Annotated in this window: 19 protein-coding genes; 3 read left to right on the top strand and 16 right to left on the bottom strand. The window is 70.7% G+C overall.

Annotated elements, in window-relative coordinates; all coding sequences use genetic code 11:
- Window positions 1-53: 53 nt before the first annotated feature.
- From ACWCWD_RS19770 to ACWCWD_RS19745, 6 genes are all read right to left on the bottom strand, one after another.
- Window positions 54-881, bottom strand: a complete 828-nt coding sequence (locus ACWCWD_RS19770; protein WP_450774187.1) for a shikimate dehydrogenase — start codon at window positions 879-881, stop codon at window positions 54-56.
- Window positions 881-2779 carry an endolytic transglycosylase MltG gene (gene mltG, locus ACWCWD_RS19765; protein ID WP_450774080.1) on the bottom strand — a complete coding sequence of 633 codons (1899 nt, stop codon included), beginning with the start codon at window positions 2777-2779 and terminating at the stop codon, window positions 881-883. The genes ACWCWD_RS19770 and mltG overlap by 1 nt, the downstream gene beginning before the upstream one ends.
- 97 nt (window positions 2780-2876) lie before the next feature.
- Entirely contained in the window at window positions 2877-3362 is a 486-nt protein-coding gene (ruvX, locus tag ACWCWD_RS19760) for a Holliday junction resolvase RuvX (protein ID WP_450774079.1), read from the bottom strand.
- Window positions 3359-6028, bottom strand: a complete 2670-nt coding sequence (gene alaS / locus ACWCWD_RS19755) for an alanine--tRNA ligase (RefSeq protein ID WP_450774078.1) — start codon at window positions 6026-6028, stop codon at window positions 3359-3361. The genes ruvX and alaS overlap by 4 nt, the downstream gene beginning before the upstream one ends.
- A complete protein-coding gene (locus tag ACWCWD_RS19750) occupies window positions 6028-6384 on the bottom strand; it encodes a DUF6167 family protein (protein ID WP_450774077.1) in 357 nt (118 codons plus the stop codon). The genes alaS and ACWCWD_RS19750 overlap by 1 nt, the downstream gene beginning before the upstream one ends.
- A gap of 7 nt (window positions 6385-6391) precedes the next feature.
- The gene (locus tag ACWCWD_RS19745) at window positions 6392-6838 is read right to left on the bottom strand and encodes a DUF948 domain-containing protein (RefSeq protein WP_450774186.1); all 447 of its coding nucleotides are present in this window, start codon (window positions 6836-6838) and stop codon (window positions 6392-6394) included.
- Window positions 6839-7074: 236 nt separating this feature from the next.
- Here ACWCWD_RS19745 and ACWCWD_RS19740 point away from each other — a divergent pair, with 236 nt between their 5' ends.
- A complete protein-coding gene (locus ACWCWD_RS19740) occupies window positions 7075-9291 on the top strand; it encodes an ATP-binding protein (protein WP_450774076.1) in 2217 nt (738 codons plus the stop codon).
- Window positions 9292-9310: 19 nt separating this feature from the next.
- Here the strand turns inward: ACWCWD_RS19740 and rpsD are convergent, their stop codons facing one another.
- From rpsD to ACWCWD_RS19715, 5 genes are all read right to left on the bottom strand, one after another.
- The gene (rpsD, locus tag ACWCWD_RS19735; protein ID WP_003970343.1) at window positions 9311-9925 is read right to left on the bottom strand and encodes a 30S ribosomal protein S4; all 615 of its coding nucleotides are present in this window, start codon (window positions 9923-9925) and stop codon (window positions 9311-9313) included.
- Between the two features lie 304 nt (window positions 9926-10229).
- Window positions 10230-11594: a replication-associated recombination protein A gene (locus tag ACWCWD_RS19730; protein ID WP_390965503.1), complete on the bottom strand. Its 1365-nt coding sequence runs from the start codon at window positions 11592-11594 to the stop codon at window positions 10230-10232.
- Window positions 11595-11679: 85 nt separating this feature from the next.
- Window positions 11680-12312 (bottom strand): vitamin K epoxide reductase family protein, encoded by a 633-nt coding sequence (locus ACWCWD_RS19725; protein ID WP_450774075.1) that lies wholly within the window; start codon window positions 12310-12312, stop codon window positions 11680-11682.
- Window positions 12313-12657: 345 nt separating this feature from the next.
- On the bottom strand, window positions 12658-13920 hold the full coding sequence (gene hisS / locus ACWCWD_RS19720) for a histidine--tRNA ligase (RefSeq protein WP_450774074.1): 1263 nt from the start codon (window positions 13918-13920) through the stop codon (window positions 12658-12660).
- Window positions 13921-13934: 14 nt separating this feature from the next.
- Window positions 13935-14621 (bottom strand): MBL fold metallo-hydrolase, encoded by a 687-nt coding sequence (locus tag ACWCWD_RS19715; RefSeq protein WP_450774073.1) that lies wholly within the window; start codon window positions 14619-14621, stop codon window positions 13935-13937.
- A 213-nt stretch (window positions 14622-14834) separates the two neighbouring features.
- Between ACWCWD_RS19715 and ACWCWD_RS19710 the strand changes: the two genes are divergently transcribed.
- Window positions 14835-15626, top strand: coding sequence for a peptidylprolyl isomerase (locus ACWCWD_RS19710; RefSeq protein WP_450774072.1), 792 nt, complete (start codon window positions 14835-14837; stop codon window positions 15624-15626).
- Between the two features lie 267 nt (window positions 15627-15893).
- Window positions 15894-17123, top strand: coding sequence for a DUF349 domain-containing protein (locus ACWCWD_RS19705; protein WP_450774071.1), 1230 nt, complete (start codon window positions 15894-15896; stop codon window positions 17121-17123).
- Between the two features lie 93 nt (window positions 17124-17216).
- On the opposite strand, the gene ACWCWD_RS19700 is transcribed toward ACWCWD_RS19705, so the two are convergent.
- From ACWCWD_RS19700 to yajC, 5 genes are all read right to left on the bottom strand, one after another.
- The gene (locus ACWCWD_RS19700; protein WP_450774185.1) at window positions 17217-19559 is read right to left on the bottom strand and encodes a RelA/SpoT family protein; all 2343 of its coding nucleotides are present in this window, start codon (window positions 19557-19559) and stop codon (window positions 17217-17219) included.
- Window positions 19560-19921: 362 nt separating this feature from the next.
- Complete coding sequence (locus tag ACWCWD_RS19695; RefSeq protein WP_450774070.1) at window positions 19922-20470, bottom strand: adenine phosphoribosyltransferase; 549 nt, start codon at window positions 20468-20470, stop codon at window positions 19922-19924.
- Window positions 20467-21579, bottom strand: coding sequence for a protein translocase subunit SecF (gene secF / locus ACWCWD_RS19690; protein WP_450774069.1), 1113 nt, complete (start codon window positions 21577-21579; stop codon window positions 20467-20469). The genes ACWCWD_RS19695 and secF overlap by 4 nt, the downstream gene beginning before the upstream one ends.
- A gap of 1 nt (window position 21580) precedes the next feature.
- On the bottom strand, window positions 21581-23386 hold the full coding sequence (gene secD, locus ACWCWD_RS19685; protein WP_450774068.1) for a protein translocase subunit SecD: 1806 nt from the start codon (window positions 23384-23386) through the stop codon (window positions 21581-21583).
- A 147-nt stretch (window positions 23387-23533) separates the two neighbouring features.
- A complete protein-coding gene (gene yajC / locus ACWCWD_RS19680; RefSeq protein WP_450774067.1) occupies window positions 23534-23977 on the bottom strand; it encodes a preprotein translocase subunit YajC in 444 nt (147 codons plus the stop codon).
- Between the last annotated feature and the right edge of the window lie 31 nt (window positions 23978-24008).

The following is a 24008-nucleotide window of genomic DNA, read 5'->3' as shown; positions in this document are numbered from 1 at the left end:
GTGCGCGTCCGTGCCAGTCTCCGGGGCCCGGCGAAGAGCCCGGGACGGGCCCCTCAGCGTGCCGCCAGCGCGGCCTCTCCCGCCGCCCGCATGGCGGCCAGCGGCGCCGGGGAGCGGCCCGTCATCTGCTCGACCTGGAAGACCGCCTGGTGCACCAGCAGGTCGAGCCCGCCGACCACGGCCCCGCCCCGGTCCGCCCAGGCGGCGGCGAGGGCGGTGGGCCAGGGCTCGTACAGCACGTCGAAGAGGGTGCCCGGGGCGTCCGGTACGGCGGCGGCGAGGGCGTCCGTGGTGCCGGCCGGCGTGGTCGCGACGACGAGCGGGGCGGCGAAGGCCCCGGCGGCTTCGGACCAGTCGGCGATGACGACGTTCACGCCGAGGCGTTCGCCCCAGCCGCGCATCTCGTCGGCGCGTGCGCGGCTGCGTACGTAGGTGGTGACCGGTCCCGTGCATATCCGGGACAGCGCGGCGAGCGCGGAGGAGGCGGTCGCGCCCGCGCCGAGGACGGCGGCGGACTCCACCTTGTCGACACCCCGCTCCCGCAGCGCCGCGACCATGCCGGGGATGTCGGTGTTGTCCCCGAGGCGTCGGCCGTCCTCGGTGAAGACGACCGTGTTGACCGCCTCGACCGAGGCCGCGGCCTCGCTGACGGTGTCCAGCAGCGGGATGACGGCCCGCTTGAGCGGCATGGTCAGCGACAGCCCCGCCCAGCCGGCGTCCAGCTTCTCCACGAAGTCCGCGAGCCCCGCCTCGTCCACCTCGAAGCGGTCGTACGACCAGTTGTCGAGGCCGAGTTCGGCGTACGCGGCCCGGTGCAGGACCGGGGAGAGCGAGTGGGCGATCGGGGAGCCGAGGACCGCGGCGCGGCGGGGCTGGGGGATCACTGGTCCTTCTTCCGTTCTTCCTCGTATTCGGCCCTGTTGCGGTTCTGCTCCTCGTTGGTCTCCGCGAAGAGCGTGGTGTCCTCGTTGACCGACACGAAGTAGTACCAGGGGCCGGGAGTCGGGTTCATCGCCGAGTGCAGGGCGTCGGCGCCGGGGTTGCTGATGGGTCCGAGCGGGAGGCCCTTGACGTAGTACGTGTTGTACGGGTCCTTGATCTTCCGGAGCTCGTCCACCCCGCCGACGTCGAGGGTGCTCTTGCCGGTGACGTAGTTGACCGTGGAGTCGAACTCCAGCCGGCCGACCGTCTCGCTGTTGTCGGGCTCCAGCCGGTTGTAGACGACCCGTGCCACCTTGTCGAAGTCGTGCTTGTACTTGCCTTCCTTCTGGACGAGGCTGGCGACGGTGATCAGTTGCAGCGGGCTCTTGAGTCCGAGCTTCTTCGCCGAACCGGCGAGGTCGACCTTGCTGTACTCCTCGTCGGCGCGCTCGACCATCCGCTTCAGGGCGTCCTCGGGCTTGGAGCCCTTGGCGACCGGATAGGCCGCCGGGTAGAGGAAGCCCTCCAGCGGGTCCTTGATGTCCGGGTCGTCGTCCGCCCACTCCGGCAGCCCGAGGTTCTTGTACTGCTCCTCGGCGACCTTCTGGGTGGTGCCCTCCTTGAGCTCCAGCCGCTTGTCGATCATCGCGTAGATCGCGGTGTTCCGGGTGCCCTCGGGAATCACCATCGTGTTCTGGCTCTTCGGGTCGAGCATCATCTTGACCGCGTTGGCCGCCGACATCTGCTTGTTGAGGAGGTAGACGCCCGCCTGGATCGAGTTGCCCTTGGGGTTCGAGTTCTGGGCGGAGACGAAGGCGTCGACGGACTTGATGACGCCCTGCTTCTTCAGCTTGTTGGCGATGTCGTAGCCGAGCGCGTTCTTGGGGATCTCGACCTGGACCTGCGGGCCGGTGCCCATTCCCTCGTAGTCCTCGGGGGCGCCGAACTGCTGCTTCCAGTAGGAGTATCCGAAGTAGGACACTCCGCCGAGCCCGCCGACGAGGACCAGTGACACGACGAGGCAGGCGCAGCCGTTGCGGCTCTTCTTCTTGCCCTTGGTGCGGCCGCCGCGCCGGCCGGAACGCGGGTCGTCGTCGTACTCGGAGTCCGCGCCGTCGTCCGGGTCGGAGTCCCGGTCCGCCTCGTCGGAGGCCTTTTTGTCACGGCCGCCTCGGCCGCGCCGCTCCTCCGGGGTGTCGGCGCCGGTGAAGAAGGGGTGCGTCTCCTCCACCGGCTCGTCCGGGTCCCAGTCCGTCTGCGGCTGGGGCTCGGGTTCCGGGGCGGCCCGGCGGCCCGGCGGCTGCGGCGGCGGGAAGGCCTCCGCGGTGGCGTACTGGTCGCCGGGGCCGCCGTAGCTCTCGGCCGGGTAGCCGTACGGGTCGTGGGGCTGGGCCCCGTACGGCATGGCGGGCTGCTGACCGGCGTCCCAGCCCTGGTCGTAGCCGGGCTGCTGGGGATCGTACGGCTGCTGCCCGTACTGCTGCTGGGCGTACTGCTGCTGTTCGAAAGGCTGCTGCTGCCCGTAACCGTCGCCCTGGTGCTGCTGTTGCTGCTGGTAGGGCTGCTGCTGTTGGTGCTGCTGATGCCCGTAGGGATCCTGGGGATTGCCGTAACCCTGCTGCGGGTATGCCTGCTGCTGGGCGTACGGGTCCTGGGGGTTGCCGTAGCCCTGCTGGTGCTGGGCGTACGGATCCTGGGGGTACTGCTGTTGATGCTGCGGGGCGTAGGGGTCCTGCGGATGACCGCCGTAGGAGTTCTGACCCTGTGACGCTTCCTGGGCCGCCCAGCCCTGGTCCCCCTGGAGGGGATCCTCGGGATGCCACGGTTCGGGGCCTGCGCCCCGGCCATACTCAGTCATCGATCCCCTAGAGCCGCGAGACGCGCTTTCCGTCTCTTCGCTTGCCGTGCGGGCTGTCGAACACCGCAGCATCGCGCGGAACGTTACCGTATCGCGATCACAGCTCCACTTCGACGCCCTCGCCCGGCGCCTGCCCTGACGCCCGTTCGGACTCCAGGGCATTCTGCAGGATCACCACGGCGGCGGCCTGGTCGATGACGGACCGCCCCTTCTTGGACCGGACGCCCGAGGCGCGCAGCCCCTGGGTCGCCGTCACCGTACTCATCCGCTCGTCCACCAGCCGCACCGGCAGCGGGTGGACCGCGCGGGCGAACACCTGGGCGAAGGCGCGGATCTTCGCGGCGGCGGGACCCTCACCGCCGCCCAGGGACCGGGGGAGGCCGATGACGACCTCGATCGGCTCGTACTCCTCGACGATCTGGCCGAGCCGCCGGTGGGCGGCCGGGACGTCACGTCCCGGCACGGTCTCCACCGGCGTCGCCAGGATGCCGTCGGGGTCGCACGAGGCGACCCCGATCCGGGCGTCCCCGACGTCGATCGCGAGCCTGCGTCCGCGACGCATCGGGGCACTCTCCTCGGTCATGCGGTCTCGGTGACCAGGCGCTCGACCGCGGCGACGGCGTCGCCGATGGCCTCGGGGTTCTGGCCGCCGCCCTGGGCGACGTCCGGCTTGCCGCCGCCACCGCCACCGAGGGTCTTGGCGGCCGTACGCACCAGGTCGCCGGCCTTGAGACCGCGCTCACGGGCGGCCTCGTTGGTGGCGATGACCGTCAGCGGGCGGCCGTTGGCGGTGGTGAAGAGGGCGACCACGGCGGCCCGGCCGCCCTGGATGCGGCCCCGTACGTCCAGCACCAGGCGGCGCAGGTCGTCGGCGGAGGTGCCGTCCGGCACCTGGCCGGTGACCAGGGCGACACCGCGCACGTCCTTGGCCGAGTCGACCAGCCCGGCGGCGGCCTGCAGGACCTTCTCCGCGCGGAACTTCTCGATCTCCTTCTCGGCGTCCTTCAGCTTGCCGAGCATGGCGGAGATCTTCTCCGGCAGCTCCTCGGAACGGCCCTTGACCAGCTCCTGGAGCTGAGCGACGACCGTGTGCTCCTTGGCGAGGAAGTTGTACGCGTCCACGCCGACCAGGGCCTCGATGCGGCGCACCCCGGACCCGATGGAGGACTCGCCGAGCAGCTTCACCAGGCCCAGCTGGGCGGTGTTGTGGACGTGCGTGCCGCCGCACAGCTCCTTGGAGAAGTCACCGATGGTGACGACCCGGACCCGCTCGCCGTACTTCTCGCCGAACTCGGCGATGGCGCCCTGCTTCTTGGCCTCGTCGATGGACATGACCTCGGCCTGGACGTCGAGCTCCCGGGAGAGGACCTCGTTGATCTTCTGCTCGACGTCGACGAGGACCGTGCCGGGAACGGCGGCGGGCGAGCCGAAGTCGAAGCGGAAGCGGCCCGGGGAGTTCTCCGAACCGGCCTGGGCGGCCGTCGGGCCGAGCGCGTCGCGCAGGGCCTGGTGGGTGAGGTGGGTGGCGGAGTGGGCGCGGGCGATGGCCCGGCGGCGCGTGATGTCGATCGTGGCGTACGCGGACGAGCCCACGGTCACCTCGCCGACCTGGACGACACCCTTGTGCACGCTGACGCCGGGGACCGGCTTCTGGACGTCGCGGACCTCCACGACGGCACCGCTGTCGAGGCGGATGCGGCCGGTGTCGGCGAGCTGGCCGCCGCCCTCGGCGTAGAACGGGGTGCGGTCGAGGACGACCTCCACCTCGTCGCCCTCGGTGGCGGCGGGCGAGGGGACACCGTTGACGAGGAGGCCGACGACGGTCGACTCGCCCATGGTGGTGGTGTAGCCGGTGAACTCCGTGGCGCCCGCGGTGTCGGCGACCTCGCGGTAGGCGGAGAGGTCGGCGTGGCCGGTCTTCTTGGCGCGGGCGTCGGCCTTGGCCTTGTCGCGCTGCTCCTGCATGAGGCGGCGGAAGCCGTCCTCGTCGACGGCCAGGCCCTGCTCGGCGGCCATCTCCAGGGTCAGGTCGATCGGGAAGCCCCAGGTGTCGTGGAGCAGGAACGCCTTGTCGCCGGCGAGGACCTGGCCGCCGGCGGCCTTGGTCTCGGTGACGGCGGTCTCCAGGATGTTGGTGCCGCCCTTGAGGGCCTTCAGGAAGGCGGTCTCCTCGGCGAGCGCGACCGTCTCGATGCGCTTGCGGTCGGTCAGGAGCTCCGGGTACTGCTGCCCCATCGTGTCGATGACGACGTCGATCAGGTCCTGCACGACGGCACCGGAGGCGCCCATGAGGCGCATGTTGCGGATGGCGCGGCGCATGATGCGGCGCAGCACGTAGCCGCGGCCCTCGTTGCCCGGGGTGACGCCGTCGCCGATGAGCATGACGGAGGTGCGCATGTGGTCGGCGACCACGCGCATGGAGACGTCCGTGGTGTGTGCGGCGCCGTAGCGGACGCCGGTGAGCTCGGTGGCCTTGTCCATGACGACGCGCAGGGTGTCGGTCTCGTACATGTTCTGCACGCCCTGCAGGATCATCGCGAGGCGTTCGAGGCCGAGACCGGTGTCGATGTTCTTGGACGGCAGGTCCCCGAGGATCGGGAAGTCCTCCTTGCCGTCGCCGGCGCCGCGCTCGTACTGCATGAAGACCAGGTTCCAGATCTCCACGTAGCGCTCGTCGTTGACGGCCGGACCGCCCTCGACACCGAACTCGGGGCCGCGGTCGTAGTTGATCTCGGAGCAGGGGCCGCAGGGTCCGGGGACGCCCATGGACCAGAAGTTGTCCTTCTTGCCGAGGCGCTGGATGCGCTCGGAGGGCACGCCGATCACGTCGCGCCAGATCGTCTCGGCCTCGTCGTCGTCGAGGTAGACGGTGATCCAGAGCTTCTCCGGCTCCAGGCCGTAGCCGCCGTCCGCCACGGAGCTGGTGAGCAGCTCCCAGGCGTGCTTGATGGCGCCTTCCTTGAAGTAGTCGCCGAAGGAGAAGTTGCCGCACATCTGGAAGAACGTGCCGTGGCGGGTGGTCTTGCCGACCTCTTCGATGTCCGGGGTGCGGACGCACTTCTGCACGCTGGTGGCGCGGGGGGCCGGCGGCTTGGCCTCACCGAGGAAGTACGGCTTGAAGGGCACCATGCCCGCGTTGACCAGCAGCAGAGTCGGGTCGTCCGCGATGAGCGACGCCGAAGGGACGACGGTGTGGCCGCGCTCCTCGAAGTAGCTCAGCCAGCGACGGCGAATTTCGGCCGACTCCATCAGTGGTCCTCATTCCGGTTGTTCGAGTTGTAGGGGAGGGTGCGGTACAGGGGCGCCTCGTCCGCGCGGTGCGCGGGTGAGGCCGCTCGGACGGCGCGGTGGTGCCGTACGGGAAGCTCCGGGTCGAGCGGTGCGTCCAGGCCGAGCGCTCCGCCGAGTTCGGCCTCGCGCCGGACCATGCCCTCGCGCACGTCGAGGGCGAAGTCCTTGAGCCGGTGGCCGGTCTCGATCGCCTTGTCCGCGGCCTGCGCCGCGAGGCTCTCGGGGCTGAGCTGCTTGATCTTGCGGTTCACCTTGGTGGTGGCCCACACGCCGGCGGCTGCGCCGGCGGTGAACCAGAAGGTTCGGCGGAACATCGCTGGTTCAGTCCTTCTGTCCGCGGGAGCTGCGCCCGCTCCGCTTCTTGCGGGCGGACGGCACGGTTCGTCCGACGACCACGGTACGGCGGGCGGCCTCGCTCTCACGCGCGGGCTCCGGCGCGGTCCGGCGGCCGAGGGCCTGGCGGACGCCGTAGCCGAAGGCCGCGACCTTCACCAGGGGGCCGCCGAAGGTCGACGCGACGGTGGTGGAGAGGGCGGACGCGTTGGAGGTGACCTCCTGGACGTCCGACGCGATGGCGTCGACCTTGTCCAGCTGGGTCTGCGCGGAGCGTACGGTCGCGGAGGCGTCGGCGAGCAGCGGCACGGCCTGTTCGGTCACGTCCGCCACGAGCTTGGTGGTCGCCCTGAGCGTCTGGGCCAGCCTCACCAGCACCACGGCGAGGAACGAGACCAGGATCGCCCAGAAGACGGCCACCAGGATCCCGGCCACCTCTCCACCGGACACAGTGCACCGCTCCCTGCTTGTCGCTCGCCCCGGCCAGCGGGGCCTGTCACCGCTCGGACCGGCCGCGGCGCCCGGGCGCGAGCCCGCCACCCGGCCAGTCGTCGTTCCCACGAGCCTATCGCGCCGGGCGTCACGCCCCGTACCGCATTACCGGTGGCCGCGGCGGGGTTCGGGGAAGAAGTTTGTACGCAGCGCTTCCGAGCCAGTACTCTGCGTGTTTCATGCGACGCCTTCAGGGCCGGTCCCCCGAACCCGACGATCAGGGCTCCGGGCACTCCCCCCGCCGCGGCGGGCTGCCCGCGGAGCTGAACCCCTTCGTCGGACGCCACGACGATCTCGCCGCTCTCGGCTCCCTGCTGGAGGAATCCCGGCTGGTCACCGTGGTCGGCGTGGCCGGCGTCGGGAAGACCCGGTGCGCGGTGCGCCTCGCCTCACTCGTGGAGAAACGGTACTGCCACGGGGTCGGCGTCGCCGAGCTCTCCGGCCTGGGCGACGCCGACCTGCTGGAGCACGCGGTGGTCGACGCGCTGGGGCTGACCGACCACACCCTCAGACCACCCCGGACGATCCTGCTGGACCACCTCGCCGACCGTGAGGTGCTGCTGGTCCTCGACGGGTACGAGCAGCACGTCGAGGCCTGCGCGGACCTGGTCCAGGAGCTGCTCCGCCGGGCGCCGCGGCTGCGGGTGCTGGCCGCGGGCCGCCTCCCGCTGAGGGTGGACGGCGAGGTGCTCCACCCGCTCGCGCCGATGGGCGACGAGGACGCGCTGGAGCTGTTCGCCGCCCGCGCGAAAGCCGTCCGCCCCGGCTTCGCGCTCACCGGGGCGGCCCGGGAGACCGTGCGGGAGCTGTGCCGGCGGCTCGACGGGATTCCGCTCGCCCTGGAGCTCGCCGCCGGGCGGACGCGGGCGCTGGCGCCGGAGCAGATCCTCCAGCGGCTGGACGACCGGTTCCGGCTGTTGACGGGCGGCAGCCGGAGCGCCCCGCCGCGCCACCAGACCCTGCGGACGGCGATCGGCTGGAGCCACGAGCTGTGCGCGCCCGGGGAGCGGCTGCTCTGGGCGCGGCTCTCGGTCTTCGCCGGGCAGTTCGACCTGGAGGCCGCGGAGTACATCTGCGGCGGCCCGGACCTGTCGGCCGACACCGTGCTGGACCTGCTGGACGCCCTCCTCGCCCAGTCGGTGGTGGTGCGCGAGGACTCCCCCGCCGGCCCCCGCTACCGGCTGCTGGACACGATCCGCGAGTACGGGGCGCAGTGGCTGTCGGCCACCGGGGACGCGGAACGCCTGCGGCGGCGGCACCGGGACTGGTTCCTCGGGCTCGCGACCTGGTGCGAGCTGGACTGGTTCTCGCCCCGGCAGGAGGTGGTGGCGGCCCGCATCGAGTGCGAACTCCCCAACCTCCGCAGGGCGATGGAGTGCTCGCTGGAGTCTCCGGAGGAGGTCCATCTCGCCCAGTACCTGGCGGGAACCCTCTGGTACTTCTGGGTCGGCTGCGGGCGGCTGGCCGAGGGCCGGTACTGGCTGGAGCACGTGCTCGACGAGGAGGCCGGCCACGATCCGTCGCGGCTGAAGGCGCAGTGGGTGCTCGGGTACGTGGCGGTGCTCCAGGGCGACGCGATCGGCGCGATCTCCGCGCTCCAGGCGTGCCGGGACGGCGCGGAGCAGTCCGGGGACGAGGCGGCGGCCGCGTACGCGGTGCACCGGACGGGCTGCCTGGCCCTGGTCACCGACGACCTGGTGCGCGCCGAGGAACTGCTGCGGGACGCGCTGGCGCGCTACCGGGAGGTGGGCGAGCTCAACAGCAACGTCCTGATGGCCCAGGTGGAGCTGGGCATGGCGCGGGTGTTCCTGGGGGATCTGGAGGACGCGGCCGCCAACTGCCGGGAGGTGGCGGAGATCTGCGAGGACCACGGGGAGCGGTGGGTGCGCGCGTACGCGCTGTACGTCCTGGCCTACGTGGCACTGCGGCAGGACCGCCGCGGGCAGTCCCGCCGGATGGTCCTGGAGGCGCTGGCCACCGGCCACCGGTTCCACGATCTGCTGGGCGCCGCCATCTGCCTGGAGCTGCTGGCGCTGTTGACCGTGATGGAGGGCGACGCGACGGAGGCCGCCGTGCTCCAGGGGGCCGCTTCGTCGATCTGGCCGTCCGTGGGGGTGCCGGTCTTCGGCTCGGCCCATTACGGCACTCCGCGCGCGGAGTGCGCCGGGCGGGCCCGCCGGGAGCTGGGCGACGCCGCCTACGACGCCGCCGTGCGGGCCGGGGCGCTGCTGGACTTCGACACCGCGGTCCGGCGTGCGCTGGCCGGCGGGCACCCGGGTCCCGCGGAGGGTTCCTCGGCGTCGGAGGGCTGCCCTCCGACGATGGTCCCGGCGCCCGGGGAAACGCGAAGGCCCGCCGCCTCCCGGATGACCGAGAGGGGCGGGCCCGAGCTCTGATGCGAGCGCTGCGCCTGGATCAGCGGGCGTAGTACTCGACGACGAGCTGCTCGTCGCAGATGACCGGGATTTCCTTGCGGTTCGGGTCCCGGTCCAGGCGGAAGGCCAGGGCCTTCAGGTTCACCTGGAGGTAGCGCGGGGTCTCACCGTCGGTGTCGTAACCACCCTCGCGGGCCACCTGGAAGGGGACCTTGGAGCGGCTGCGCTCGCGGACCTGGACGATGTCGTCGGGGCGCACGCGGAACGACGGCTTGTCGACCTTGCCACCGTTGACCTCGATGTGGCCGTGAACGACCATCTGACGGGCCTGGTAGATGGTGCGGGCGATGCCCGAACGCAGGACCAGGGCGTCGAGGCGGCGCTCCAGCTCGACGACGAGCGCCTCGCCGGTCTTGCCTTCGGCCTTCTTGGCGCGGTCGTACGCGCGCGCCATCTGGCGCTCGCTGATGTCGTACTGCGCACGCAGGCGCTGCTTCTCCAGCAGACGGACCTTGTAGTCCGAGTTCTGCTTGCGGCCACGGCCGTGCTCGCCCGGCGGGTACGGACGCGCTTCGAAGTACTTGACAGCCTTGGGCGTCAGGGCGATGCCGAGGGCACGCGACTTCTTGACCTTGGGACGCGACTGGTTAGGCACGTTCTCCAGACCTCCGTTGTAGGGGTTTACCTCAGTGGGGAGATCGCGCTTCTCACCCTGGGAACACCACGACACATCACGGACGTCACGAAGCAGCGACGGCACACACAAGGGTGCTGTAAGCGACGGAAGGCCGTTCTGATCGTGGTCAGCCGCGTCCCAGCGGGCTTGAAGACCGTCGGGCTGCCGTCGAGCAACCCGAACGCACACGAACTCGTCTACAGACTACCTGCTCCGCGGAGCTGCTCGTACCGGGGGCGGGTGTGACCCGTCACGGCAGGCCTCGCGGGCCGCCTCCGCGGGATCAGCCGGCGTCGCCGCCCGTACGGCCGAGGCGCTCGCGGACCCGGTCGGCCACGTCGGCGTACCGGGCCTCGGCGCCGTACCGGGTGGGGGTGTAGTACTGGCGGCCCCGCACCGCCTCGGGGGCGTACTCCTGGGCGGCGATGGCGCCGGGGACGTCGTGCGGGTAGACGTACCCCTGGGCGTGCCCGAGCTTGGCGGCGCCCGCGTAGTGGCCGTCGCGCAGATGGGCCGGGACCGGGCCGGCCAGTCCCTTCCGGACGTCCTCCCGGGCGGCCATGATCGCCAGGGTGGCGGCGTTCGACTTGGGGGCGAGGGCCAGCGCGATGGTGGCGTGGCTGAGGGTGAGGGCCGCCTCGGGGAAGCCGATCAGGGCGACGGCCTGGGCGGCGGCCACGGCCGTCGGCAGCGCGGTCGGGTCGGCGAGACCGATGTCCTCGCTGGCCGAGATCATCAGCCGGCGGGCGATGAACCGGGGGTCCTCCCCCGCCTCGATCATGCGCGCCAGATAGTGCAGCGCCGCGTCCACGTCCGAACCGCGGATCGACTTGATCAGGGCGCTCGCCACGTCGTAGTGCTGGTCGCCGTCCCGGTCGTACTTCACCGCGGCCCGGTCGACCGTCTCCTCGACCGTGGAGAGGGTGATCTCCGGCTCGTGCTTCGCCAGGGCGGCCCCGGCGGCGGCCTCCAGCGCGGTGAGCGCGCGGCGGGCGTCGCCGCCCGCGATGCGCAGCAGGTGGGCCTCCGCCTCCTCGGCGAGCGTCAGCGCGCCCCCGAGTCCGCGTTCCTCGGCGAGGGCGCGGTGCAGCAGGGCGCGCAGGTCGTCGTCGGTGAGCGGCTCCAGGGTGAGCAGCAGCGAGCGCGACAGCAGCGGCGAGATGATGGAGAAGTAGGGGTTCTCGGTGGTCGCGGCGATGAGAGTGACCCAGCGGTTCTCGACGGCGGGGAGCAGGGAGTCCTGCTGGGCCTTGGAGAAGCGGTGGATCTCGTCGAGGAAGAGGACGGTCTCCTTGCCGAAGCCGCCGGTGGCCCGGCGGGCGCCGTCGATGACGGCCCGGACCTCCTTGACACCGGCGGTGATCGCGGAGAGTTCGACGAAGCGCTTGTTGGTGGCCTTGCTGACCACGTAGGCGAGGGTGGTCTTGCCGGTGCCGGGCGGGCCCCAGAGGATCACCGAGGACGGGCCGGCCGGGCCGCCGCTGCCCTCGCCGACGAGCCTGCGCAGCGGGGAGCCCTGCTTCAGCAGATGCTGCTGGCCGACCACCTCGTCCAGGACCCGGGGGCGCATCCGGACAGCGAGGGGGCTGCTCGACGGGTCCTTCTCCTGGCGTTCTTCGGCTGCTGCGGTAAAAAGATCGGGCTCCACGTCAGGAAGCCTAAGCCACCGCACCGACAGGGCGTCGGGCCGCCGTCCGGGGGCCGGACGGCGGCCGTCGGCACGGGCGGGCCGGTCAGCTGGTCCAGAAGTCCCACCAGCGGGTCAGGATCAGCATGCCGATGATGCCGATCCAGAGCACCGGGGGCGCCCAGTGGAATTCCACGAGGCCGTTCCGCAGCCAGGATGGCGCGGGCAGGATGCGGTGCTTCACGTTGTGGATGGTGACGTAGCAGAACATGAAGATCGTGGCGACCCAGGCCAGGCAGCACCAGAGGCAGAGCGAGTTGATGTTGTACAGCGACTGGTACTGGAGCCAGGTGCAGAAGCCGACGCCGAAGAGGGTGCCGGCGTTGAGGCCGAGCCAGTACCAGGAGCGGAAGCGGGCTCCGGCGAGCAGCGCCATGCCGATGCCGATCACCACGGAGTAGGCGACGAGTCCGATCATCGGGTTCGGGAACCCGAAGGCGGACGCCTGCTCGCTCTTCATCACGTTGCCGCAGGCGACCACCGGGTTGAGGCTGCAGCCCGGCGTGAAGCTGGGGTCTTCCAGGAGCTTGAACTTGTCGATGGTGATGACCCAGGCGGCCAGCAGTCCGGCCGCCCCCGTGATCACCAGCAGCAGCGCGAGGGCGCGGCCGCTCCCGATGGTCCTTCCGCCGCTCTCGGCCTGGGTCGAGGAGTGGTGATCTACCGCTGCAGTCGTCATATCGCCGTTCCATCGCTGAGTGTCCGACCGGGCACGGTCATTCTGCCGTACCACCGTTCGGGTCTTCCGTTCGATCCGCATAAGGACGTGCGACGGCCGGGCGCTCTTTCCTTCGGGGACGGGTGGGGTTCACGGCTCTGGCGTGGCGGAACGTGCCACGGAGGACGGGTCCCGACGTCACCCGCCCCCACCGGTTGCACGCACGGGTATCGCCCTGGCGAATGACGCACGGAACGCGAGGTTGACAGCGCGGCGGTACGGACGGGGGACGGCGGTACGGACGAGGGAGGGGCGGCCCGGTCGTCCGACCGTGCCGCCCCTCTCGCGTACGTCCTGCCGCGCCGCTCAGGCGAGGCGGGCGCGCACCGCCTCGGTGATGCCGTCCAGCGGCACCGCCGTCTGCTCGCCCGACTCCATGTCCTTGAGCTGGACCAGGCCCTCGGCGAGGTCGCGCTCGCCGGCGACGATCGTGTACCGCGCCCCCGAGCGGTTGGCGCTCTTCATCGCGCCCTTGAGGCCCCGGCCGCCGAACGCGAAGTCGGCGGCGATGCCCTCCTTGCGCAGCGCGGTCACCACGCCGAAGAGCACCCGGCGGGCCTCCTCGCCCAGCGGTACGGCGTACACGCTGGTCGCGGCGGGGATGTCCAGCTCGATGCCCTCGGCCTCCAGCGCCAGCACCGTGCGGTCCACGCCGAGCGCCCAGCCGACCGACGGCAGCGCGGGGCCGCCGATCATCTCGGAGAGGCCGTCGTACCGGCCGCCGCCGCCCACCGCCGACTGCGAGCCCAGACCGTCGTGGACGAACTCGAAGGTGGTGCGGGTGTAGTAGTCGAGGCCGCGGACGAGCTTCTCGTCGTCCTCGTAGGCGACTCCGGCGGCGGTCAGCAGGCCGCGCACCTCCTCGTGGTACGCCTTGCAGGCGTCGCAGAGGTAGTCGCCGAGCTTCGGGGCGCCGCCGAGCTGCTTCTGCACCTCGGGCCGCTTGTCGTCGAGCACCCGGAGCGGGTTGATCTCGATGCGGCGGCGGGTCTCCTCGTCGAGGTCGAGGTCGCGCAGGAAGCCCTGGAGCGCCTCGCGGTAGACCGGGCGGCACTCCTTGTCGCCGAGCGAGTTCAGCAGGATGCGGAACCCGGTCAGCCCCAGCGAGCGGTACGCCTGGTCGGCCAGGATGATCAGCTCGGCGTCGAGCACCGGGTCCTCGGTACCGATGGCCTCGGCACCGACCTGCGAGAAGTGGCGGTAGCGGCCCTTCTGCGGACGCTCGTAGCGGTAGTACGAGCCGGAGTACCAGAGCTTGACCGGCAGGTTCCCGGCCTTGTGGAGGTTGGCCTCCAGCGCGGCGCGCAGCACGGAGGCGGTGCCCTCGGGGCGCAGCGCGAGCTCGTCGCCGCCCTTGGTGGTGAGGGTGTACATCTCCTTGGTGACGATGTCGGTGGACTCGCCGACGCCGCGGGCGAAGAGGTTCACGTCCTCGAAGCCCGGGGTCTCGATGTAGCCGTACCCGGAGCTGCGCAGCGGGGCGGAGATGGCCTCACGGACCGCGAGGAACTTCGCGGAGTCCGGCGGGGTGAGGTCGTAGGTGCCCTTGGGGGCCTGGAAAGTACTCACAGGAAGATCTCTCGTCACATTCCGCGGCGCGGCGCGTCCAGCCCGTTGAGGAACGGGTTGGTGGTGCGCTCGCGGCCGATGGTGGTCTGGGGGCCGTGGCCGGAAAGCACCACGGTCGAGTCGTCGAGCGGCAGGCACACGCGGGCCAGCGACTCGAGCAGCTCGGCGTGGTCGCCGCCGGGCAGGTCGGTGCGTCCGACGGAGCCGGCGAAGAGCAGGTCGCCCGAGAAGAGGACCGGCGGTACGTCGCCGGCCTCGGGCATCCTGAACGTCACCGACCCCTTCGTATGGCCGGGCGCGTGCGCGACTCCGAACTCCAGCCCGGCCAGCTCCAGACGCGCGCCGTCGGTGAGTTCCTTCACGTCGTCCGGTTCACCGATGGTCAGCTCGCCCATCAGCGGCATCCCGATGGAGCGGCCGAGGGCCTTCTCCGGGTCGCTCATCATGTAGCGGTCCCGGGGATGGATCCAGGCGGGCACGTCGTGGGAGCCGCAGAGCGGGACGACCGAGGCGACGTGGTCGATGTGTCCGTGGGTGAGCACGACCGCGACGGGCTTGAGCCGATGCTTCCTGAGCGCGTCCTCGACTCCCTGGGTGGCCTGGTGGCCCGGGTCGATGATCACGCACTCCTCGCCGGCGGCGGGGGCGACCAGATAGCAGTTGGTCCCCCAGGCCCCGGCGGGAAACCCGGCAATGAGCACGATCGTCCTTCGTTCGGTCCGGCGTTCCCGGTGGTTCGGTCGTTCCCGGCCGTTCGGTCCGGTGTTCGTCCGGCGGTCAGTCCGGTGGAAATGGGGCCGCGACAGCCTGCGCGGCAGATCAGAGCCTACCGGCGCTCCTCATTCCACAGTTAACCCATATACGGTACGGGCAGCCCAGGCCCCACCCATACGAACGTACAAGGAGACCATCCGGTGGTCAGCAGCGATCAGCGGCGGCGGCAGCTCGCCCGGGAGAAGTACGAGCGGCAGCAGCAGCGCCGGGAGGAAGCGCGCCGGCGCACCCGGCGGCTCACCGCGATAATCTCCTCCGCAGTTGCGGTGGCCGTCGTCATAGGCGTGGTCACCTACGTGACCGTGGGGAACGACGACGACAGCGACAAGAAGGCCCAGGCCTCGGCGAGCGCCTCGGCGTCTCCGTCGCCGTCCGCCAGTGAGAGCGCGACGCCCGAGCCCGAGGTCACGATCGACAAGACGGCCAAGTACTCCATGGACGTCAAGACGGACCAGGGCGACCTGAAGTTCACCATGGACGCGTCGAAGACCCCGCACACGACGAACTCGTTCAAGTACCTCGCCGACAAGAAGTTCTTCGACGGTACGAAGTGCCACCGCCTCGTGACGGAAGGCATCTTCGTCCTCCAGTGCGGCGACCCCAACGGCGACGGTACCGGCGGTCCCGGCTACACCATCCCGGACGAGAACCTCACCGCCCTCGGCAAGGCGGGCGCCGACGGCACGGTGACGTTCCCGGCGGGCACGGTCGCCATGGCCAACACGGGCCAGGAGCACACCGGCGGCAGCCAGTACTTCCTCGTGTACAAGGACTCCAAGCTGCCTCCGACGTACACGCCGTTCGGCACGATGGACGACGCCTCGCTGAAGGCCGTCCAGGCGATCGCCAAGGCGGGCGTCGACGGCGGTGCCACCGACGGTGCGCCGAAGAAGGCCGTGAACGTCTCGAAGGTGACCGTCGAGAAGGAGTGAGCCACCCCGCTCCGCGGAGCCCCGGCGGCCGGTCGACCCGGTGGCCGGGGCTCCGTGTTGTCGGAGTTGCCGCAAATACCCGGTACGGACGTCCGCAGGGGCCCGGACCGGCCCGTACCGGAGAAATCCAGCCGCGCTGAGTGCGGACAGCCGGGCCGCCGGTCGCCTAGATTGGCGTGGTGCAGGGCGGGCGCGGCCCGCCCCAGGAAACTGTGGACGATGCCCGGGGGGCCCACCCCCTCGCAGGTATCAGGTGGAGGAGGCGCTGTGAGCAGCGACCCGTGGGGCCGTGTCGACGAGACAGGCACCGTGTACGTGCGTACTTCCGAGGGCGAGCAGGTCGTCGGATCGTGGCAGGCCGGAACGCCCGAGGAGGCGCTGGCCTATTTCGAGCGCAAGTACGAGGGCTTGGTGGTCGAGATCGGCCTCCTCGAAAAGCGGGTGAAGACCACCGACCTGTCGTCCAAGGACGCGACGGCGGCGATCGACCACCTGCGGACGCAGGTCGACGAGCACCACGCCGTGGGTGACCTCGCCGCGCTGCGCACCCGGCTGGACGCGCTCGTCGCGACGGTCGACTCGCGCCGCGAGGAGCGCAAGGTCCAGAAGGCGAAGCAGACCGACGAGGCCAAGCAGGCCAAGGAGAAGCTGGTCGCCGAGGCCGAGGAGCTGGCGCAGAGCGAGCAGTGGCGTTCCGCCGGTGAGCGGCTGCGGGCCCTCGTCGACACGTGGAAGGGCCTGCCCAGGCTCGACCGCAAGTCGGACGACGAGCTGTGGCACCGCTTCTCGCACGCCCGGTCCGCGTTCTCCAAGCGCCGCAAGGCCCACTTCGCCTCGCTGGACGCCCAGCGCGAGGAGGCCCGCAAGGTCAAGGAGAAGCTGGCCGTCGAGGCCGAGTCGCTCTCCGGGTCGACGGACTGGGGCGACACCGCGGCCCGGTACCGCGACCTGATGACGGAGTGGAAGGCGGCGGGCCGCGCCCAGCGCGAGGCCGAGGACGAGCTGTGGGGCCGCTTCCGCGGCGCGCAGGACGTCTTCTTCGCCGCCCGGAGCGCGACCTTCGCCGAGCGCGACGCGGAGCAGGGCGAGAACCTCAAGCTCAAGGAGGAGCTCGCCGCCGAGGCCGAGAAGCTGGTGCCGGTGACGGACCTCAAGGCGGCCCGTGCCGCCTTCCGGTCCATCAACGAGCGCTGGGAGGCCATCGGTCACGTGCCGCGCGACGCCCGGCCGAAGGTCGAGGGCCGGGTGCACGCCGTGGAGCGGGCGCTCCAGGAGGCCGAGGAGTCGGAGTGGCGCCGGACCAACCCCGAGGCGCGTGCGCGTGCCGCGGGGCTGACCGGTCAGCTCCAGGCCGCCGTGGACAAGCTGCGCGGGCAGATCGACACCGCCCGCGCCTCGGGCAACAACGCCCGTGCCGACAAGCTCGCCCGCGAGCTCGAAGGCCGGCAGGCGCTGCTCGACCAGGCGCTGAAGGGCCTGGAGGAGTTCGGCGGCTGACGGTCCGCCCGTCCTCCGTACGACACGGAAAAGGGGCTCTCCGTACGCGTGACGCGTACGGAGAGCCCCTTTTTTCAGCTCCTGCTCACCTGCTCACGGCCGCCGGGCCGAGGTGACCCGGTAGACGTCGTAGACGCCCTCCACGCCGCGTACGGCCTTCAGGACGTGGCCCAGGTGCTTCGGGTCGCCCATCTCGAAGGTGAACCGGGAGGTGGCCACCCGGTCGCGGGAGGTCTGCACGGCCGCCGACAGGATGTTGACGTGCTGGTCGGACAGGACGCGGGTGACGTCCGAGAGGAGCCGGGAGCGGTCCAGCGCCTCGACCTGGATGGCGACCAGGAAGACGGAGGACTGGGTCGGCGCCCACTCGACGTCGAGGATCCGCTCGGGCTGCTGCGACAGCGAGTCGACGTTGACGCAGTCCGCGCGGTGCACCGAGACGCCGCTGCCCCGGGTGACGAACCCGATGATGGGGTCGCCGGGCACGGGGGTGCAGCAGCGGGCCAGCTTGACCCAGACGTCGTCGACGCCCTTGACGACGACCCCGGGGTCGTTGTTCGCCCGGCGCTTGCTCCGGCCGCGCGAGGGCGGCGCGCTCTCGGCGAGGTCCTCGTTGGCGGCGTCCTCGCCGCCGAGGGCCTGCACCAGCTTCTGCACGACCCCGGCGGCGGTGACATGGCCCTCGCCGATCGCCGCGTACAGCGACGAGATGTCGGGGTAGCGCATCTCGTGCGCGAGGGTGACCAGGGAGTCGCCGGTCAGGATGCGCTGGATCGGCAGGTTCTGCTTGCGCATCGCGCGGGCGATGGCGTCCTTGCCCTGCTCGATGGCCTCGTCGCGGCGCTCCTTGGAGAACCAGGCCCGGATCTTGTTCCTGGCGCGGGGCGACTTGACGAAGCCGAGCCAGTCCCGGGAGGGTCCGGCGCCGGCCGCCTTGGAGGTGAAGATCTCCACCAGGTCGCCGTTGTCGAGCGTCGATTCGAGCGGTACGAGCCGCCCGTTGACGCGCGCTCCTATCGTGCGGTAGCCGACCTCGGTGTGGACGGCGAAGGCGAAGTCGACCGGTGTCGCACCGGCCGGCAGCGCTATCACGTCGCCCTTGGGCGTGAAGACGAAGACCTCGTTGCGCGAGAGGTCGAAGCGGAGCGACTCCAGGAACTCGCTGGGGTCCTCGGTCTCCTTCTGCCAGTCCAGGAGCTGACGCAGCCACGCCATGTCGTTGACGGTGTCCTGGCTGCGTCCGCCGCTGGTGCTCTTGGGCACGTCGGTGCGGACCTTGGACGCCCCGGCGACGGCCTCCTGCTTGTACTTCCAGTGCGCGGCGATGCCGTACTCGGCGCGGCGGTGCATGTCGAACGTGCGGATCTGGAGTTCGACGGGCTTGCCGCTGGGGCCGATGACCGTGGTGTGCAGCGACTGGTACATGTTGAACTTGGGCATCGCGATGTAGTCCTTGAACCGGCCGGGGACCGGGTTCCATCGCGCGTGCACGGTGCCGAGCGCCGCGTAGCAGTCGCGGACGGTGTCCACGAGGACGCGGATGCCCACCAGGTCGTAGATCTCGGCGAAGTCGCGGCCGCGCACGATCATCTTCTGGTAGACGCTGTAGTAGTGCTTCGGCCGGCCGGTGACGGTGGCCTTGATGCGCGCGGCACGCAGGTCGGACTGGACCTCGTCGGTCACTATGGCGAGGTACTCGTCGCGCTTGGGCGCGCGCTCGGCGACGAGGCGGACGATCTCGTCGTACATCTTGGGGTAGAGAATCGCGAAGGCGAGGTCCTCCAGCTCCCACTTGATGGTGTTCATGCCCAGGCGGTGGGCGAGCGGCGCGTAGATCTCCAGCGTCTCGCGGGCCTTCTTCTCCTGCTTCTCCCGCTTGAGGTACCGCATGGTGCGCATGTTGTGCAGCCGGTCGGCGAGCTTGATGACGAGGACCCGGGGGTCCTTGGCCATCGCGACGACCATCTTGCGGACGGTCTCGGCCTGGGCGGCCTCGCCGAACTTCACCTTGTCCAGCTTGGTCACGCCGTCGACGAGCAGCGCCACCTGGTCGCCGAAGTCGCGGCGCAGGGTGTCCAGGCCGTACTCGGTGTCCTCGACGGTGTCGTGCAGCAGCCCCGCCATCAGGGTGGCCGGATCCATGCCCAGCTCGGCGAGGATCGTGGTGACCGCGAGCGGGTGCGTGATGTACGGGTCGCCGCTCTTGCGCTTCTGCCCCCGGTGCCAGCGCTCGGCGACCTGGTAGGCCCGCTCGATCTGCCGGAGCGTGGCCGTCTCGATCTTGGGGTCGTTCTGCCGCACGGTGCGCAGCAGCGGTTCCAGGACCGGGTTGTACGGGCTGGAGCGCTGTACGCCCAGTCGGGCGAGGCGGGCACGCACCCGGTTGGAGGAGCCGCCGGTACGGGCGGGCTGGCCCGCCGGGGTGGCCGGCTTCACGGGCCTGGCCGGGTTCTTCGAGGCGGGCGGCGCCGGAAGGGCGGGAGCGGGCGATTTCTCGGGCCCGCCGGCGTCCGGTGCGGCGGGCGGCGTCCCGGGAGCGCCGGGTCCTCCGGGGGTCGCGCCCGTGGGAGAGGGCGCGGCGGATCCCGCCGCGGGCTTCTCCGGCTGCGGCGCTCCGGCTGCGTTGGCCTCGTCTGGCAAGGGCACTCCTCGTGCGTATCCGGACTACCCGGAAGGCCATGGTATCGAGCCACCGGTGGCTCCTCGTCCGGGGACCGTGGAAGCCCTGACAACGCGCGCGGGCACCCGGTTGTTCCCCGGGTGCCCGCGCGTGGTCGTACCAACCGCTCAGAGGGTGATCAGACGGTGATCAACGCCTCCAGCGGAGCGCCCCGGAGGGCGGGCTCCAGACGGTCGCGGCCGTCGAGGAAGCCGAGCTCCATGAGGACCGCGACGCCCGCGACCTCCGCGCCCGCCCGCCGGATGAGCTCCAGCGAGGCTTCGGCGGTGCCGCCGGTGGCGAGGACGTCGTCGATGACCATGATCCGGTCGTCGGCGGTGATGTCCTCGGCGTGCACCTCGATCTCGGCGGTGCCGTACTCCAGGTCGTAGGCCTGGCGGAGCGTCGCTCCGGGCAGCTTTCCGGCCTTGCGTACGGGGATGAAGCCGAGCCCGGCCCGGACGGCGACGGGCGCGGCGAGGATGAACCCGCGCGCTTCGAGGCCGACGATCCGGGTGGCGCCGTGCTTGACGCACAGCTCCGCGAGGACGTCGGTCAGGGCCGAGAAGGCGACCGGGTCCGCGAGCAGCGGGGTGATGTCCTTGAAGAGAACGCCCGGCTTCGGGTAGTCGGGTACGTCACGGATGCGGCTGAGCAGCAGCTCCCGGACGGATTCGGTGGTGCTCATCGGCGCTTCCCCTGACCGCGGCCGGTGCTGCCACCGGGCTCGCGACGCTGCCCGATCACCGAGGCGGAGGAGCCGGCTCCGGCGCCCGCGGTGACGGTGTCCTGCGGCTCGTCGTCCTCCTCGGACTCGCCCTTGGCCGCGGCGGCGGCACGCTTGGCGAGAACGCGCTTGGTGAGCGCCTTCATCTGCGGCTCGCGCTCCTTGAGGTCGGCGACGAGCGGCGTGGCGATGAAGATCGAGGAGTACGCGCCGGCCGCGAGGCCGACGAACAGCGACAGCGAGATGTCGTTCAGCATGCCGGCGCCGAGGACGCCGCCGCCGATGAAGAGCAGACCGGCGACGGGGAGGAGCGCGACGACCGTGGTGTTGATGGAACGCACCAGCGTGCCGTTGATCGACTTGTTGGCGATCTCGCTGTACGTGAACCGGGTCTGCTTGGTGATCCCCTTCTGGCCCTCCTTGAGGGAGTCGAAGACGACGACCGTGTCGTAGAGGGAGTAACCGAGGATGGTGAGCAGACCGATCACGGTGCCCGGGGTGACCTCGAAGCCGACCAGGGCGTAGACACCGACCGTGATGGTGATGTCGTGGATCAGCGCCACCAGGGCGGCGATGGCCATCCGCCACTCGAAGGCGATGGCCAGGTAGATCACCACGAGGACCATGAAGATCCCGAGGCCGGTCCAGGCCTTGTTGGCGATCTGCTCGCCCCAGCTCGGGCCGACCAGGTCGGCGTTGATCTTCGACGCGGGAACGCCGAGATCCTTCGAGAGCTGGGTCTTGATGCCGTCGGCCTTGGCGGTGTCGACCTCGGTGATCTGGATGCGCAGACCGCCGTTGCCGAGCTCCTGCACGATCGCCTCGTGGCCGGAGGCGCTGACCGCCGCTTCCTGGGCCTGGGAGGTGGAGATCTTGGCCTTGGTGTCGGTCGTGAAGACCGCGCCGCCCTTGAACTCGATGCCCATGTTCAGGCCGCCGACCGCCAGGCCGAGGATGGCCGTGATGGTGATCAGGATCGAGATGCCGTACCAGATCTTGCGCTTACCGATGAAGTCGTAGCCGAGCTCGCCTCGGTAGAGCCGGGCGCCGATGCTGCCGAGTCGCGACATCTCACGCCTCCTTCGGGTCGGTGGAGGAGTTGACACGACGCGAGCGGCGCAGCGGCGGCTTGGCGCCGAGCCGCTTCGGGTCCAGCCCGGACCACGGGTGACCGCTGGAGAAGAACTTCGTCCGGCCCATCAGCGTCATGACCGGCTTGGTGAAGAGGAACACCACGACGACGTCGAGCACGGTGGTGAGGCCGAGCGTGAACGCGAAGCCCTGGACCTTGCCGACGGTGACCACGAAGAGCACGGCGGCGGCGAGGAACGACACGAAGTCGGAGACCAGGATGGTGCGCCGGGCGCGCGGCCAGGCACGCTCGATGGCGGGCCGCAGGGTGCGTCCCTCGCGGATCTCGTCTCTCACTCGTTCGAAGTACACGATGAACGAGTCGGCGGTGATACCGATGGCCACGATGGCACCACAGACCGCCGGCAGGTTCAGCGCGAAGCCGATGGCCGGGCCGAGCAGGGCCATGATCGTGTACGTGAGGATGCCCGAGACCAGGAGGCTGAGCAGCGCGATGGTCGCGAGGCCGCGGTAGTACGCCACCAGGTAGATGACGACCAGGGCCAGACCGATGGCACCGGCGATCAGGCCGGCCTGGAGCTGCTCACCGCCGAGGGCGGCGGTCACCGTGGTGACGCTCGCCTCCTTGAAGGTCAGCGGCAGGGCACCGTAGGACAGGATGTTGCCAAGGTCCTGGGCCTCCTGCTGGGTGAAGTTGCCCGAGATCTGGGCGTTGGCGCTGAGCGCGCTGGCGACCGAGGGCGCGGAGACCACTTCACCGTCGAGGACGATCGCGAACTGGTTCATCGGCGAGGTCTGCTGCGCCAGCGTCGACGTGATCTTGTTGAACTTCTTGGCGCCGCCGGAGGTGAACTCCATCGACACGATCCACTGGCCGGTGCTCTGGTCGATGGCGCCCTGGGCGTTGTCGACGTCGCTGCCGGAGACCTCGGCCGGGCCGAGGACGTACTTCTCGTAGCTGCCCGGGGTGTTGGAACCACAGGCGACGATCGTGTCCGTGGACCTGGCGTCCTGGCCGGCGGCGGCGCGCTGCTTCGGGTCGGAGCAGTCGAGCGCGGCGAACTCGGCCTGGAGCTTCGCGGTGGCCGGGTCGGTGGAGGCGCTCGGCGACGCGGTGTCGGTCGCGGCGGCGTCGTCCGTGGCGGCTGCGGTCGCCTCGGCGGAGGCCGAGGCACTCGGGGTGGCGTCCTCGGTCAGCGCGCCGGTGACGGCGCGGCCCTGGGTGGTCGCGCTAGGCGAGGGGGACGCGGAGGACTTGTCGCCGTCCGTGGCCGTCTCGCCGTCCGTGGCCTTCGCGGAAGCGGAGGCCGAGGCGCTCGGCGAGGCGCTGCCCGAGGGGGTGGCGCTGGCCGACGGGGTGGCGTCCGAGCCGCTGGCCTCGACGGTCAGCACGGGCCGGAAGAACAGCTGGGCGGTCGTACCGACCTGCTTCCTGGCCTGCTCGGAGTTGGTCCCCTTCGGGATGTTCACGATGATGTTGCTGGAGCCCTGGGTCTGAACCTCGGCCTCGGACACACCCAGACCGTTGACACGGCGCTCGATGATGCCGACCGCGGTGTTCATGTTGGTCTCGTTGATCGCGTCGGGCTTGCCGGGCTGGCTCTTGGCCTGGAGCGTGATCGAGGTTCCGCCCGCCAGGTCGATGCCCAGTCTCGGAGTGGTGTGGCCGGACAGGAACATCCCGCCAGCGAGCGCGACCATGACGATCAGGATGAGAGCCAGGGAACGCCCCGGCTTTCCCTGACCGCCACCGGCCGGCCCTCGGCCCTTCTTCGGTGCTGCCACCTTTTCGTTTCTCCCTGTCCAACCGCTCCGCGCCGGGTACGCGCCCGAGCGGCCACGAAGTGTTGTGGGGACCCGCCCCCGCAGAAGACCGGACGTACCGGGGAGACCGCGCCCCGGACGGGCGGGCGGTGTCCCCGTGTCGTACGACTACTTCGCGCCGGTGTCGCCGTCGTCCTTGGCGTCCTTCACCGCGGTGTCCTCGGCGTCGGAGTCGTCGGCCGCGAACTTCTTCTCCAGGTCGATCTTCTCGTCGCCGTCGGTGATCGAGGAGGCGTCGTCCGGAACGCTCGGGGAGTCGAGCTCCTCGGTGTCGCCGTGGACGATGCGGTTGTACTCCGCGTCGTCCAGGACGGCGCCGATGGCGTTCTTCGCGTAGACCGCGTGAACGCCGGGAGCGACCTCCAGGAGGACGGTGTCCTCCTGGATCTCCTTGACCGTGGCGTACATGCCACCGATCGTGCGCACGCCGGTCCCCGGCTGCATCTCGTTGCGCATCTGGGACGCGGCCTCCTGCTTCTTCTTTTGGGACCGGGTCATCATGAACATGACGCCGAAGATCAGGATGACGGGGAGAAGAAGTTGGATGCTCACAGGACGGATTTCCTTCGCACGACCGCGCTGA

Source organism: Streptomyces sp. NPDC001493, assembly GCF_053597235.1.
Note: the sequence above shows the minus strand (reverse complement) of the source record. Positions and strands in the feature narration are given on the sequence as shown.